The organism is Sodalis sp. RH19 (genome assembly GCF_047324215.1).
Taxonomy (GTDB): domain Bacteria; phylum Pseudomonadota; class Gammaproteobacteria; order Enterobacterales; family Enterobacteriaceae; genus Acerihabitans.
Genome location: NZ_CP178734.1, coordinates 3,996,408 through 4,011,627 on the forward strand (window position 1 = coordinate 3,996,408; position 15,220 = coordinate 4,011,627).

The following is a 15,220-nucleotide window of genomic DNA, read 5'->3' on the forward strand; positions in this document are numbered from 1 at the left end:
ATGTAAATAATTATTACCTAAGGTTATCCATATCCCATTTTAGTAAATTGCGCCCTATCACAATTTTAACTCAGCCTTGGCGCTCCTCCCCTTTTAACCCGCCGCCGGGAGGATGAAAAACGCCCTATGCCGCGTCATGATGGCCGGTGGCGGCAAACGGGCGACGGCTATCCACCGCGGGAAAAATAATGGAAGAACTCTTGTTGGAACAGATATCGGCCCAGGCCGGTATCGGCAGCGACTATATCAATGCCCTGGGCCAGCGGCAGGCCATCTCGGCACAAACCAAACGACGGTTGCTGGACGCCATGGGGCGCGGGTCAGGATTGGCGGCCGTCTCGCAGGACCCGCTGCCGCCGGTGGCCGTTTGGCGCCGGGATGCGCCGGCGGCGCTGACGCCCGGCGGCCGGGGCGATTACCGCTGGCAACTGCGCACCGAGCAGGGCGGAACCCTTCAGGGCGAGATAAGCGCCGGATCGCCGCTATCGCTGCCCCACACCCTGGCGTGCGGCTATCACCGGTTAACGTTAAGCCAGGGCGCGCGGGAGTGGCATTGCCGGGTAATCATCGCCCCGCCCTGCTGTTTTCAGCCAGGGGCGCTGCTGGCCGGGCAAAAGCTCTGGGGCGCCTGCATCCAGCTCTATACGCTGCGTTCGGCGGTCAATTGGGGTATCGGCGATACCGGCGATCTGAAAACGATGGTGCGGGAAGTCGCCCGGCGCGGCGGCGCGTTTGTCGGTCTCAACCCCATCCATGCGCTCTGCCCGGCCACGCCGGGCGATGCCAGTCCCTACAGCCCGTCGTCACGGCGCTGGCTGAATATGCTGTATATCGATATCAATAGCCTGGAGGATTTCCACCTTAGCCCGGCGGCGCGGTCATGGTGGGCGCGCGAAGAGGTGCAGCAAGCGCTGGCGCTGGCGCGCGCCGCTCCCGAGGTGGATTATCCCCGGGTCGGCGCGCTGAAATTAGCCGCGCTGCGTTTGTGCTGGCAACAGTTCAGCCTGCGCGGGGAACAGGACGCGCAGCGCCTGGCGTTTGCCGCTTTTGTGCGCCTGGGCGGCGACAGCCTGCGCCATCAGGCTGAATTTGACGCCCTGCACGCGTACCTGTTGGCGCGGGATCCGTCCTGGCGCCGCTGGCAGGACTGGCCTGCCGAGTACCGCGCCAGCCAGGGCGCCGGAACGCAGGCGTTTCGCCGGCGGCATGCCGGTGAGATCGCGTTTTATCTCTGGCTGCAGTGGCTGGCCGACCGTCAGTTTGCCGAATGTTCTGCGCTCTGCCGGGCGCTTGGCATGCCTCTCGGCTTATACCGCGATTTGGCGGTGGGGGTCAGCGACGGCGGCGCGGAAACCTGGAGCGATCCGGCATTATATTGCCTTGAGGTAGCGCTAGGCGCGCCGCCGGATGTGCTCGGTCCGCAGGGGCAGAACTGGGGGCTGGCGCCCATGGATCCGCGGGTGATGGCCGCCCGCGGCTACCAGCCGTTTATCGATCTTGTGCGATCGAATATGCAGGGCTGCGGCGCGCTGCGCATCGATCACGTCATGTCGCTGCTGCGCCTGTGGTGGATCCCGCGCGGCGATACCGCCGGACAGGGCGCCTACGTCCACTACCCGCTGGACGATTTGCTCGCCATCCTGGCGCTTGAGAGCCTGCGCAACCAGTGCCTGGTGATCGGCGAGGATCTGGGCACCGTGCCGCATGAAATCCTCGCGCGGCTGCGCGACAGCGCCGTTTATTCCTATAAAGTGCTCTATTTCGAGCGTGACGCCCGGCATCATTTCCAGCCGCCGGAAGCCTACCCGCCGCAGTCGATGGCCACCGCCGCCACCCATGATTTACCGACGCTGCGCGGCTACTGGGGCGCGGGCGATCTCAGCCTTGGCAAAACGCTGGGACTGTATCCCGACGCGGCGGTGCTGCATTATCTGCATGAGGACCGACGGCGCGCGCGCCAGGGGCTGCTGGACGCCCTGCACCGTCACGGCGGCCTGCCGCGGCGGGTATCGCGCCGGGCCGATGGCCTGCCGATGTCGCGCATGCTTAACCATGCCATTCACCGCTATCTGGCCGACAGCGGCAGCGCGTTATTGGGATTACAGCCCGAGGACTGGCTGGATATCACCACGCCGGTCAACGTGCCCGGCACCAGCGATGGGTATCCGAACTGGCGCCGCAAATTGACGCGCGGCCTGGAGGAGATTTTCGCCGATAAGGGCATCAATGCCCTGCTGCGGGATATCAACCGGCGTCGCCAGTTGCGTTAGAGGCTGGGGTTCAGCCTTGGATCAAAGGTAAATTCGAGCGGCGTAACCGACGCCAGACAACCAGCAAACGCCGGATGCTCATTGTTAATCAATACATTGTATTCCATAGGCACAATGGCGGAAGGCACCATTAGCCCGACGCTCGATTTTCCCTGAAACCATTGTGTGCCGATATCCTTGGTGGCGGGAATCGGCACCGGCGCATTCCAGTTAGCAGGAAGATCTTGCGCATTGAGCTTGACAATGAAATCGTCGGGTACGTCAATACTCATTAACTGATAAAAATCTAATATGGATTCGTCCTGTAAATGCACTAATACTTCCAGAATGGCCAGTGACACTGCCGAGGAGATATACACCATCGGCGTACCCATTCTGTTCCATCTTGCCACCGAGCTGTTAAAAGCGCCAACGCCACTCCACGCGGTGGCGATATATTGCTTCTGGCAAAATCGATACAAGATCACATGACAACTCCATGTTTAATGCCTTCAATCAAACTGACCACATCACGGGCACCGGTTTCAGTGCCAATTGCCTGATTGGGTGTTTCGCCGCCTAAAACTTTGGCAGGTTTGTTCATCCAGGCAATGGTTTTCTGGAAGTCATTGCCGAACAGCGCTAAAGCCATATCAAAGGCGGTAACATAACGGGTAATAGATTCACTTTGAGCCGGAGAGAGCTTCTCTTTACGCCGGGCAATGCTGCGTCCACTTAACCCAAGCGTCGCCAAAAATTCTTCTCTTTTGAAGCCGACGATGGACCTGATATTATCAATTACCGACACTTCAAGCCCTTCCATCATCAGATGACGCAGCTCGGGACCGGACGCATCCGGCAAATGAGCGGAGGCCCATAGGCTATGTGCGGGCTCTTTCATTACGGGAGGGGTATATATTTTCATGCACGCCTCACTTTCTGCCAAATGTCATACTTCATGATAGCCATTTGGCAGAAAAAATCAATATTTTCGTGCCCGGCAAAAAAATGGCGACATAACGTCGCCAAAAACACAGGACACAGACACAGACACGTACGCAAGAACAACAACAGTGGCTTAACCTTTCAGGCCTCCGGCGGTAAGACCGCTTACCAGCCAGCGCTGGGCCAACAAAAACAGCAGGGTGATGGGCAGGGCGGACAGTACCGCCGCGGCGGCAAAATCCCCCCACAGATAGTTTTGCGGATTGAGATACTGCTGCATGCCCACCGCCAGGGTGAAATTATCCACATCGCGCAGCAGCAGCGACGCCACCGGCACCTCGGTAATGGCGGCAATAAACGACAGCACGAACACCACCGCCAGTATCGGCACCGACAGCGGCAGCAACACCAGCCGGAACGCCTGCCAGGGCGTGGCGCCGTCCAGCGCGGCCGCTTCCTCAAGCGAACCCTCGATAGTGTCGAAATAGCCCTTGATGGTCCAGACATGCAGCGTGATGCCGCCAAGATAGGCGAAGATCACCCCGCCATGGGTATTAAGCCCCATAAACGGCAGATACTGACCCAACCGGTCAAACAGCGCGTACAGCGCCACCAGCGACAGTACCGCCGGGAACATCTGGAAAATCAGCATGCCCTGAAGCAACGCGCTTTTACCGTGAAAACGCATGCGGGCAAAGGCGTAGGCGCAGGTGGTGGACAGCGCCACGATGCCCAGGGCGGTAATGGTCGCCACCTTTACCGAGTTCCATAACCACAGCAGCACCGGGAACGGCGGCGGGGTTATGCTGCCGTCCGCGTGCCGTACGCTCAAACCCAGCGCCAGCCGCCAGTGCTCCAGGGATATCTGCTGCGGGATCAGGCTGCCGGTGGCGAAGTTGCCGACGCGCAGTGAAATCGCCAGCACCATCAGCAATGGAAACACGATCAGGGCGATAAAACCCAGCAGCAGCACGTGCGTCGCCGCCAGCCGCAGAAAACGCGATGAAGATTGCACCATAGCCACCCGGGACCTCCTTAATCAAATGTCAGACGCGCCGTTTTCACATTCAGTATCGCCAACCCGCCCACCAGCAGGAAAATAAGGGTGGCGATGGCGGCGGCCAGGCCGAAATCCTGCCCGCCGCCGCCTTCAAAGGCGATACGGTAGGTATAACTTACCAGCAGGTCGGTATAACCGGCGGGAGTGCTGGTGCCAATGCGGTCAGGCCCGCCGTTGGTCAGCAGCTGGATCAGCACAAAATTATTAAAATTAAACGCAAAGCTGGCGATCATCAGCGGCGTAAGCGGCTTGAGCAGCAGCGGCAGCGTAATACGGAAAAAATTCTGTAACGGTCCGGCGCCGTCCATGGCCGAGGCTTCGTATAAGTCATCGGGTATGGATTTCAGCAGCCCCATGCACAAAATCATCATATAGGGATACCCGAGCCAGGCGTTCACCACCACCAGCATCAGCCGCGCCAGCAGCGGATCCTGAAACCAGGCGGGCCGGATGCCGAACACAGCGTTCAGCAGCATATTGATTTCCCCAAAACTCTGGTTGAACAATCCCTTGAAAATCAATATTGAAATAAACGACGGCACGGCATACGGCAAGATCAGCAGCAGCCGGTACAAAGCGCGGCCCCGCAGCGCCTCCCATTGCACCACGCAGGCCAACACCATGCCGATGGCCACCGTCAGGACCACGGTCAGCAACGAAAACACAATGGTCCAGACAAATATGGCCAGGAAAGGCTGCCGGATTCCCTGATCCTCTACCACCCGCATAAAATTTTGCCACCCCACCGGCACGGTATAACCCGGGCTGAGCTGCCCGGCGACAAAATGGCCTTCGGCATCGACCGCCTGGTAAAAACCCGTGGCCCGGTTGGGCCGGTAGACGGCCCCGGTGCGGCTGTCGGTCAGGCGGTCCTGGCCGCCCAGCGTATACAGCGGCCGCAGGCCGGAAAATTGCCGTAACGAGCTGATGCGCAGCCGGGCGCCGTCGGGCAATTGCAGCGTCAGCCGGCCGAGGGCCTGGCGATACTGTGTTACCACCCTGAGCGTGCCGCGCTCTCCCGGCGGCGGCGCGTCGCTCGGCGACATCATTAGCGTCTGGTCCCGGCCGCCGTCCAGGCTGAACGCCGGCGAGACCCATAACCGTCCGCCGTCGGCATCGGCCAGCGCCAGCCGCCATGCGGTTCCCTGGCCGTACAGGCTGAAGGCGTAGGCTTTGCCGATTTGCAACTGCCGATCCAGCAGCACCGATTGCGCGCGCTCAAAGGACAGCTGATGGACACTGCTGTAGTTGGTAAAGGCGATGCCGACGGTGCACAGCAGCGGAAACAACACAAACAGCCCCACGCCCGCCAGTCCCGGATACACATAGCGCCAGGCATAGGCCCCGGCATTGGCGAAAACGGCCAGCCCCGCGCTTGTCAGGATGAGCGTCAGCAGGGCAAACAGATATTCACCCCGGGCATACAGCGGTATCACCATCCAGGCGATGGCCAGGGCGCAAAAAATCACGACCGCCCACTTCACAAACCGGTGATGCCGCCAGCGCGCGGGCTTGCGGGACAGAGGAACCGAGCCGGTGTTTGACATAACCCTTCCTATAACGGCGGATGACAACCCGCTTGAACGCAGGCCCCGTGACGGCGGCCGGCGGATTATTTGGTAATGCGGTCCTTCACGCCGTCCAGCGCCGCCTGCACGCTTTGTTTACCGTTTATGGCGTTGACCACCGCGCTGCGCTCGGCATACCAAAACGCGCTCATCTGGGGAATATTGGGCATGATTTCACCCTGTTGCGCATTCGCCATGGTGGCGGCGATCCGGGGATCCTTGGCCAGCTCCGCCTGATAGCTTTTCAGCGCCACCGCGCCGAGCGGCTTGTCTTTATTCATCGCATCCAGTCCGTCCCTGGTCAGCAGGTAATTTTCCAGGAACTCTTTCGCCAGTTCCTTATTGGGGCTGGCGGCGTTAATCCCGGCGCTTAGCACGCCGACAAAAGGTTTCGACGGCCGGCCCTGGAAGGTAGGCAACGGCGCCACGCCGTAGTGAACGCCGCTTTTTTCCATATTGCCCCAGGCCCAGGGGCCGTCGATGGTCAAGGCGGTCTGTCCTTTGTTGAAGGCGGCTTCGGAGACGGAATAATCGGTATCGGCGCTGATATGCCCGCTTTTGACCAAATCGACGATAAACTGCAGCCCGGCGCGGGAGCCGGCATTGTTCACCCCCACATCCTTGATATTGTAACCGCCGTTTTCCGGCTTGAAGGCATAACCGCCGGCGGCGGCGATAATCGGCCAGGTAAAGTAGGGTTCCTGCAGGTTCCACATAATGGCGCTTTTGCCTTTGGCGCGCAGTCGGGTATCCAGCGCCGGGATCTCTTCCCAGGTTTTCGGCGGCGCGCCGACCAGATCCTTGTTGTAAATCAGCGACAGGGACTCCACCGCGATGGGATAGCCGATCAGCTTGCCGTTATAGCGCACCGCGTCCCAGGTAAAGGGGAACAGCTTATCCTGGAACGCCTGATCCGGCGCCACTTCCGCCAGCAGGCCCGACTGGGCATAACCGCCAAAGCGGTCGTGCGCCCACAAGATAATATCCGGTCCGTCGCCGGTGGCCGCCACCTGGGGATATTTTTCCTCCAGCTTATCGGGATGCTCTACGCTCACCTTGATGCCGGTATCCTGTTCGAACTTCCTGCCGACTTCAGCCAGGCCGTTGTAACTCTTGTCGCCGTTGATCCAGATAAGCAGCCGGCCTTCTTCTATTTTGGCGAACGCCGAAGAACAGGCCATCGCCGACATCAGGGACGACAGCGCCAGGGTACGGAGAGTGCATTTGATGCGGGTCATAGTTCCATCCTTACTGGTGGCAGCGTTCCCAACGCGCGCAAAGCGGGTCCCGACAGGCATCGTACCTGCAACCTGCCCGGCGATGTTCGGGGCGCACGGAAAGCTGTGGTGAATTTATACACCGGACATACTGCGTTTAACCTCAGGCGCGCTCATCCTCCCCCGTCCTACGCCCCTGCGCCTCCCGATGTGACCGCATTAACACTCCGTGGACAATTTGCGGGGCAAGCCACAAAAAGCATGCTGGATATTTGCCGCCGCCGTCACGTTTTTGCCGGCTCGCCGCCGATGCGGCCGTGAATGGCGCTTTGCCGTCATCCCGCCGCCTCCCCCTTGAAAAAAACCGTCCCGGATGATTTCCCTGCCGCGCATTTCCCTCACACTTGCCGACACTTGATGTCAGCCTGCCGCCGCACCGCCGGGCGGCAGGGTAAACAGAGGCAGGAATCCGGGTCTATGGCAAGCGTGACGCTGCGCAATATCTGCAAAAGCTACGGTGAAAACGTGATTTCCCGCGATATCAATCTGGATATCGGCGAAGGGGAGTTCGTGGTGTTTGTCGGCCCGTCGGGCTGCGGCAAATCCACCTTGCTGAGAATGATTGCCGGGCTGGAGGACATCACCTCCGGCGAGCTGAAAATCAACGATCGCCGGATGAATGACGTGCCGCCCGCCGAACGCGGGGTCGGGATGGTTTTCCAGTCCTACGCGCTTTATCCGCACCTGTCGGTGGCGGGCAATATGTCCTTCGGCCTGAAGCTGGCCCGGGTGAAAAAAGAGGAAATAACGCGCCGGGTAAACCAGGTGGCGGAGATTCTCCAGCTCGGCCATTTGCTGGACCGCCGCCCCAAAGCGTTATCCGGCGGGCAGCGCCAGCGGGTCGCCATCGGCCGCACCCTGGTGGCGGAGCCGCAGGTGTTCCTGCTAGACGAACCCTTGTCGAACCTGGACGCCGCGCTGCGCGTCCAGATGCGTATCGAGATTTCACGTCTTCACCAGCGCCTGCGGCGCACCATGATTTACGTCACCCACGACCAGACCGAGGCCATGACGCTGGCGGACAAAATCGTGGTGCTCGACGGCGGGCGCGTGGCGCAGGTCGGCAAGCCGCTGGCGCTGTATCACTACCCGGAAAATCGGTTTGTCGCCGGGTTTATCGGTTCGCCGAAGATGAATTTCCTGCCGGTAAAAGTCACCGCCATCGCCATCGACCAGGTGCAGATCGCGCTGCACAACGGCCAGAAAGTGTGGCTGCCGGTGGAGAGCAGCCGGGTGGAGGTCGGCGCCACGATGTCGCTGGGTATCCGGCCCGAGCATTTGCTGGCCGGCAACATCGCCGATGTCGTCCTGGAAGGCGTGGTGCAGGTGGTGGAGCAACTGGGGTATGAAACCCTGATCCATATTCAAATTCCCTCGCTCCGCCTCAATCTGGTTTATCGCCAGAATGACGTGGTGCTGGTAAACGAGGGTGCCCAATTCGCTATCGGCCTACCGCCCGAGCGTTGCCATTTATTCCGCGAGGATGGCAGCGCCTGCCGACGGTTACATCAGGAACCGGGCGTATAAGTCTGCCTGTCCGCAGGCAATAATAATCAGGAGAAAATAATGACTAACCTACGCATTTTACCTTTGTCAGTGGCAATCATCGCCGGCGCGGCTTCCGCCCAGGCGATGGCGGTGGATTTTGGCGGTTATGCCCGTTCCGGCATCGGCTGGACCGGGAGCGGCGGCGAGCAGCAATGCTTCAAGGCCACCGGCGCCTCCAGTAAATACCGTCTTGGCAACGAATGCGAAACCTACGCCGAATTAAAACTCGGGCAGGAGCTGTGGCGCGAAGGCAACAAGAGCTTCTACTTCGATACCAACGTGGGGTACTCCGTTTCCCAGCGTAACGATGACGAACCGCTGGAACCCAGCTTCCGCGAAGTCAACGTGGTGGGCAAGAATCTGATCGACGCCTTGCCGGGCGCCAATATGTGGGCCGGGAAACGTTTCTATCAGCGTCACGACGTCCATATGATCGACTTCTACTACTGGGACATTTCCGGTCCCGGCGCCGGTTTGGAAAATATCGATCTGGGCGTAGGCAAGCTGTCCCTGGCGGTAACGCGCAACAGCGAGTCCGGCGGCTCTTATGGTTATATCGATAACCAGCTCAACCAGGTGCCGACCATTAACGACATCTACGACGTGCGTATCGCCGAACTGGAAACCAACCCCGGCGGCAAGCTGGAATTCGGCGTGGACTACGGCCGCGCCAACGTGCAGGACAATTTCAATCTGGCGGACGGGGCCACCAAAGACGGCACCATGGCCACGATGGAGCATACCCAGACCATCGGCAACGGCTTTAACAAGTTTGTGCTGCAATACGCCACCGACGCCATGACCACCGATAATACCGGGCGCCCGCACGGCTCCTACGTCGATAACGACGGCCATATGATCCGCGTGCTGGATCACGGCGGCCTGGACTTCAACGACAAGTGGGCAATGATGTACGTCGGCATGTACCAGGATATCGACCGCGATAACAATAACGGCACCACCTGGTACACCGTCGGCATACGCCCGATGTACAAATGGACCCCGATCATGAGCACCCTGCTGGAAGTCGGCTACGACAATGTCAAATCCCAGCGCACCAGCGATCGCAACGATCAGTATAAAGTGACGCTGGCGCAGCAGTGGCAGGCCGGGGACAGCATCTTCTCCCGTCCGGCGATCCGCCTGTTCGCCACCTACGCCAAATGGAATGAAAAATGGGGTTATGGCAATAACGACGCCGGTTTTACCAACGGCATCGCGTATAGCGATAACAGCTCGACCACCTTCAGCCGCGGTAAGGATGATGAAGTCTCCTTCGGCGTGCAGATGGAAGCCTGGTGGAAATAATCTCCGGCGCGTCCCGCCCCCGGGGGTAGGACGCGTGGGATAGTACCTGGCGGGCCGGCGCTACTTGCCCGGCGACGGCCCGTCGCTCGTCACGCTGAAAAGGCGATAATAATGAAAATAAAAATACTTTCCCTGTGCCTGATGGCCGCACTGAGCGCCACCCTGCCGGCCACCACGCTGGCGGATACCCTGACCAACCCCCAAGATATGTCGGTGGCGCCGGTGATACCGCAGTCCACCTTGCGGCAATTGCCCTGGCAGACGCTGATGCCCCCGGCCAGGCAGGAAATCATTCTCGACGGCGCCTCGCCCCGCATCCAGATGGGCGATATCACCGGGCCGGTGGCCGCCATTACGCTGCCGGCCAACCGCGGATCGCTGGCCATCACCCTCAGCAGCCTGGCTAAAGGCCAGTCGATCTATGCCCCCAACGTGCTGGTGCTGGATGAACAACTGCGTCCGGCGGCGTTTTTCCCCAGCAGCTATTTCCCCTATGAAAAACCGGGCGGCATGTCGATGGACCGGCTGGAAGGCACGCTTAAGCTCACCCCCGCCCTGGGACAGAAACAAATCTACCTGCTGATCTATACCACCCGCCAGGACCTGCTGACCACCACCACCATGACCAATCCGGCCAAGGCCTACGCCGAGGGCGTCGGTAATGCGGTGCCCGATATTCCCGATCCCATCGGCCGCCATAGCGACACCGGCACCATCAGGTTAAAAGTGGAGGCGGAACAGAAGAGCGGCAATATCACCATCGGCCAGATCTTCTCCGGCCCCGAGACGCAGCCGGTCGTGGTCGGCAATACCGCGCCGCCGGCGCCGGCGCCCCAGGCAGCGGCAGCGGGACCGGCCGCGCCGATGCTTAACGATACCGAGAGCTATTTTAATCAAGCCATTAAACAAGCGGTGCGCGACGGTAATATCGATAAGGCGCTGAAGCTGCTCAACGAAGCGGAGCGGCTGGGATCGTCATCGGCGCGGCAAACATTTATCAGTAGTGTAAAAGGCAAGGGGTAAGGTTATCCCGATACTGCTGATATTTGGCAGAATATTGGTGCGCCCAGGCGCACCTTTTTTTTCCGGCCGGCAAAAACCGGCAAAAATCACCCGGCACTAATCTAAATCATTGTTTCAGCCGTGCAAGGTCATTATGATGCCGCAGCCCTCCTTCGGCCGCAGAGCCATCTTCGCCGTCGCGGGACGCAACAGGACAGTCAGTCCACTTCATTTTGCTTTTTTCTGCTGAGGATATATGCATACCTTTAAGTTGGCGAACCCCGGCCCGCTGGGATTAATGGGTTTTGGGATGACCACCGTCTTGCTAAACTTGCATAACGCCGGTTTTTTCCCTTTAACCTCGATCATTATCAGTATGGGGATTTTTTACGGCGGCATTGCCCAAATCATCGCCGGTATTATGGAATATAAGCACGGCAATACCTTCGGCACCACGGCGTTTACCTCGTACGGCGCGTTCTGGCTGAGCCTGGTGGGGATTCTGATGCTGCCGCGCATGGGCCTGGCCGAGCCGAGCGACGCGGTATTTTTAGGCGTTTACCTGGCGCTGTGGGGCATTTTTACCCTGTTTATGTTTTTGGGCACCCTTAAATCCAGCCGTGGCCTGCAAATCGTGTTCGGCAGCCTGACCGTGCTGTTCGCCCTGCTGGCCGCCGGCAATATTACCGGCAATCATCAGATCATCGTCATTGCCGGCTATGAAGGCCTGTTCTGCGGCGCCAGCGCCATTTATCTGGCCATGGCGCAGGTGGTCAATGAACAGCTGGGCCGCCAGGTGATGCCGGTCGGCTGAGCATCACGACGCTTACCGCGGGATTTATGCCGAACCGGTGGGGGGGCGCCTAGGAGTAAGCTTTATGCCGCCTAGGCAAAACCCGCGCCAACACGGCAACCCCTCCCGCAAGCGACAACGGCGGGTCCGTCTTATGCGGTCAGGCCGGTCGAGGCGGCCAAGGGGAACGGTATGTGTGCCTGCGTTTGCGGCTGCGCCACCGTCGTCGCCGGCGTTTTGTAATGGGCCGGTTCCTTGCCGCGCATCTGGTCCAGTACCCGTTCCGCTACCGCCAGCACCTGCTGGCAATACTCGGGGGTAATGGTCAGGGGCGGCTCGATGCGGATGGTTTTGGAATTGTTCAGCGTACCCGCCACCAGGATTTGATGACGGAACATACCCTGGGCAAAGGCATAACCGATATCGTTGCGTCTGAATTCCAATGCCTGCAACAGCCCGCGCCCGCGCGCCTCCACCATAAACTCTGGATACGCCGACGCCAGCCGGGCGAAACCGCTAAGCAAAATCTGGCCCTTAAGCGCCGCCTGCGCCGGCAAATCCTCGCTCAGCAGCACGTTAATGGTCGCCAGGGCCGCCGCGCAGGCCAGCGGATTGCCGCCAAAAGTGGTGGTATGCAAAAACGGGTTCTCGAACAGCACCGAGAATACCTCTTCGGTGGCGACGGTGGCGCCGATCGGCATTACGCCGCCGCCCAGCGCCTTGGCCAGGCACAGGATATCCGGCTGCACGCCTTCGTGCTCGCAGGCAAACATCCGGCCGGTGCGGCCCATGCCGGTCTGCACTTCGTCGAGGATCAGCAGCGCGCCCACCTCGTCGCACAGCGCCCGCACCGCCGTTAGGTATCCCTCCGGCGGAATAATGACCCCGCCCTCCCCCTGGATAGGCTCCAGGATAACCGCCGCCACGTCCGCGCCGGTGGACCGGCAGCGATAGACATGATCGCGCATCGCCCCGATATCGCCGAACGGCACATGATCGAAACCCTGCAGCATCGGCATAAAAGGACGGCGAAAGGTGGATTTGGCGGTGGCGGACAGCGCGCCGAGGGTTTTGCCGTGAAAGGCGCCGGTGGCGGCGATAAAGGTGGTTTTGCCGCGCGGGGTTTGATACGCCTTGGCCAGCTTCAGCGCGCCCTCGACGGCCTCGGTGCCGCTGTTGCTGAAAAAACTGTATTTCAGCGTGCCGGGGGTGACCGCCGCCAGGGTCCTGGCGAGCATGGAGCGCAGCGGATCAAGCAGTTCCTGGCTATGCAGCGGTTGTTTCGCCAGTTGGTTTTCGACGGCGGAAAGAACTTTTGGATTACGGTGCCCCACGTTAAATATGCCGAAACCACCCAGGCAATCGATATATTCCCTGCCCTGGGTGTCGACCAGCGTATTAAGACCGCCGGCCCGCCATTCTACGGCTCCGTAATCCCCGCCTACCGTCACGGATTTACGGTAATCGAGAAAACCAGGATTCACATACTCTTTAAAATTGTTTATCACTTCCTTATTCAGGTTAACCATCTCATCATGCGTCAGCGTTTTTTTCTCAATCCACGAAAGCGCCTGCTGAGTACATTCTAACGGGGTAAGCATGGGGGTTGAACGAGACAAAATAAGCTCCTTGGAAGGAGATATCATATGATATCGATCTGACAGATGCAGCGTCCGGGCCAACTGTAACTACATGCTTAGGTTTAGAACAAAATATAAATAAGACCAATAAAAAAAGTTATTCACATAGGGAGAGAGAAGAACCGCGGCCGGAAATGCTGATTACTGCCAAAGGAAATATAAGGGGGATTTATTGCGAAAATAACCATGCACCATAATAGATCGCGCCTGCATTAAATAGGTGCAATTGACCAGTGATATTTAGCCAATAATATTTGAACGCAGAATTTTATAACAGACGCGGAGCGGAACGGCAATCTTTTTATGTCGATGGCAGCGCTTTTTATGGCAATTTTTTCGCGGCCCCGGCGCGGCGGCGAAAAACCCTATTCCCGCCGCCGACCGGAGTGATAAGCCGCGGCTAATGGCGAATCATGACATGCCGCACCGCGGTATAATCTTCCAGCCCGTACATCGACAGATCCTTGCCGAAGCCGGACAGCTTCTGGCCGCCGTGGGGCATTTCGCTGACCAGCATAAAATGGGTGTTGACCCAGGTGCAGCCGTACTGCAAACGGGCGCTAACCCGATGGGCGCGGCCGATATCCCGCGTCCATACCGACGAGGCCAGGCCGTAGGGGGAGGCGTTGGCCCAGCGTATCGCCTGCGCTTCGTCGTCAAAGACCGTGACGGTCACCACCGGCCCGAACACTTCGCGCTGGACAATTTCATCCTCCTGGCGCGCATCGGCCAGCACCGTGGGGGCAAAATAGAAACCCGGTCCGTCGATCGGCGCGCCGCCGGTAATCACCCGGATATGCGCCAACGCCCTGGCGCGCTCGACAAACCCGCTGACCCGCCGCAGGTGCTCAGCGGTAATCAACGGCCCCAGTTCAGTGCCGGCATCGGCCGGATCGCCGGTTTTAAGGGTGGCGACGCTTTTGCCCAAGGCGTCCACCAGCGCATCGTAAACGCCACGCTGCACATACAGCCGGCAGGCGGCGGTGCAGTCCTGGCCGGCATTATAAAATCCGAAGGTGCGCACACCGTCCACCACCTCGTCGATGTCGGCATCGTCAAACACAATCACCGGCGCCTTACCGCCCAGCTCCATATGGGTCTTTTTGATCCCCCCGGCGGTATGGGACAGGATATGCGCGCCGGTGGCAATCGAACCGGTCAGCGATACCATGCGCACCCGCTCATGGCCGGTCAGGGCGTCGCCCATTTCCGCGCCGGTGCCGAACAGCACGTTGACCACCCCCGCCGGCAAGATCGGCGCCATCAGCTGCGCCAGGAACAACGCGGTCAGCGGCGTCTGCTCGGCGGGCTTGAATACCACGCAATTGCCGGCGGCCAGCGCCGGCGCCAGTTTCCACGCCGCCATCATCAGCGGATAGTTCCAGGGCGCGATGGAGGCGATGACGCCGATGGGATCGCGCCTGATCATGGAGGTATGCCCTTCCAGGTATTCCCCGGCGGCGCTGCCGCCCAGGCAGCGGCTCGCGCCGGCAAAGAAACGGAATACGTCCGCCACCGCCGGGATTTCATCGTTGATAACGCAGTGGTACGGCTTGCCGCAGTTCAGGGATTCCAGGCGAGCCAGCGCCTCGCCGTGGCGCTCGATGGCGTCGGCCAATTGCAGCAACAGCGTGGCGCGGGTTTTCGGCGTGGTTTGCCCCCAGGTTTCAAACGCCGCGTCCGCCGCCAGCACCGCCGCGTCCACCTGCTCCAGGCTGGCCTCGTTAATGGTAATAATCGTTTCGCCGGTGGCGGGGTTTATCACCGGCGTCGGTTTGCCCGCGCCCGTCACCGACCTGCCGTCTATCAATAATGTGTCATGCATAGGAG

General features: G+C 59.8%; 12 protein-coding genes. 5 read left to right on the top strand and 7 right to left on the bottom strand.

Going from position 1 to position 15,220, the window contains the following annotated elements:
- The first annotated feature begins 188 nt into the window (after window positions 1-188).
- A complete protein-coding gene (gene malQ / locus ACL2XF_RS18065; RefSeq protein ID WP_413727283.1) occupies window positions 189-2,270 on the top strand; it encodes a 4-alpha-glucanotransferase in 2,082 nt (693 codons plus the stop codon).
- On the opposite strand, the gene ACL2XF_RS18070 is transcribed toward malQ, so the two are convergent.
- The 5 genes from ACL2XF_RS18070 to malE all read right to left on the bottom strand — a co-directional run bounded on the left by ACL2XF_RS18070 (window position 2,267) and on the right by malE (window position 7,060).
- The gene (locus tag ACL2XF_RS18070; protein WP_410012410.1) at window positions 2,267-2,737 is read right to left on the bottom strand and encodes an RES family NAD+ phosphorylase; all 471 of its coding nucleotides are present in this window, start codon (window positions 2,735-2,737) and stop codon (window positions 2,267-2,269) included. The two genes, malQ and ACL2XF_RS18070, sit on opposite strands and share 4 nt — an antisense overlap.
- Complete coding sequence (locus tag ACL2XF_RS18075) at window positions 2,734-3,174, bottom strand: antitoxin Xre/MbcA/ParS toxin-binding domain-containing protein (RefSeq protein ID WP_410012411.1); 441 nt, start codon at window positions 3,172-3,174, stop codon at window positions 2,734-2,736. Before ACL2XF_RS18075 ends, ACL2XF_RS18070 begins: the two co-directional genes overlap by 4 nt.
- Window positions 3,175-3,327: 153 nt before the next feature.
- On the bottom strand, window positions 3,328-4,218 hold the full coding sequence (gene malG, locus ACL2XF_RS18080) for a maltose ABC transporter permease MalG (RefSeq protein ID WP_410012412.1): 891 nt from the start codon (window positions 4,216-4,218) through the stop codon (window positions 3,328-3,330).
- A gap of 11 nt (window positions 4,219-4,229) precedes the next feature.
- Window positions 4,230-5,801: a maltose ABC transporter permease MalF gene (gene malF, locus ACL2XF_RS18085; protein ID WP_410012413.1), complete on the bottom strand. Its 1,572-nt coding sequence runs from the start codon at window positions 5,799-5,801 to the stop codon at window positions 4,230-4,232.
- Window positions 5,802-5,866: 65 nt separating this feature from the next.
- The gene (gene malE, locus ACL2XF_RS18090; protein WP_410012414.1) at window positions 5,867-7,060 is read right to left on the bottom strand and encodes a maltose/maltodextrin ABC transporter substrate-binding protein MalE; all 1,194 of its coding nucleotides are present in this window, start codon (window positions 7,058-7,060) and stop codon (window positions 5,867-5,869) included.
- A 456-nt stretch (window positions 7,061-7,516) separates the two neighbouring features.
- On the opposite strand from malE, the gene malK reads away from it, so the two are divergent.
- From malK to satP, 4 genes are all read left to right on the top strand, one after another.
- Complete coding sequence (gene malK / locus ACL2XF_RS18095; protein WP_410012415.1) at window positions 7,517-8,626, top strand: maltose/maltodextrin ABC transporter ATP-binding protein MalK; 1,110 nt, start codon at window positions 7,517-7,519, stop codon at window positions 8,624-8,626.
- Between the two features lie 39 nt (window positions 8,627-8,665).
- On the top strand, window positions 8,666-9,955 hold the full coding sequence (locus ACL2XF_RS18100) for a maltoporin (protein ID WP_410012416.1): 1,290 nt from the start codon (window positions 8,666-8,668) through the stop codon (window positions 9,953-9,955).
- 111 nt (window positions 9,956-10,066) lie between these two features.
- A complete protein-coding gene (malM, locus tag ACL2XF_RS18105; RefSeq protein ID WP_413727284.1) occupies window positions 10,067-10,978 on the top strand; it encodes a maltose operon protein MalM in 912 nt (303 codons plus the stop codon).
- Between the two features lie 235 nt (window positions 10,979-11,213).
- A complete protein-coding gene (gene satP / locus ACL2XF_RS18110; protein WP_410012418.1) occupies window positions 11,214-11,771 on the top strand; it encodes an acetate uptake transporter in 558 nt (185 codons plus the stop codon).
- Window positions 11,772-11,902: 131 nt separating this feature from the next.
- On the opposite strand, the gene ygjG is transcribed toward satP, so the two are convergent.
- On the bottom strand, window positions 11,903-13,369 hold the full coding sequence (gene ygjG / locus ACL2XF_RS18115) for a putrescine aminotransferase (protein WP_413727285.1): 1,467 nt from the start codon (window positions 13,367-13,369) through the stop codon (window positions 11,903-11,905).
- Between the two features lie 421 nt (window positions 13,370-13,790).
- Complete coding sequence (patD, locus tag ACL2XF_RS18120) at window positions 13,791-15,215, bottom strand: aminobutyraldehyde dehydrogenase (protein ID WP_410012419.1); 1,425 nt, start codon at window positions 15,213-15,215, stop codon at window positions 13,791-13,793.
- Window positions 15,216-15,220 lie beyond the last annotated feature (5 nt).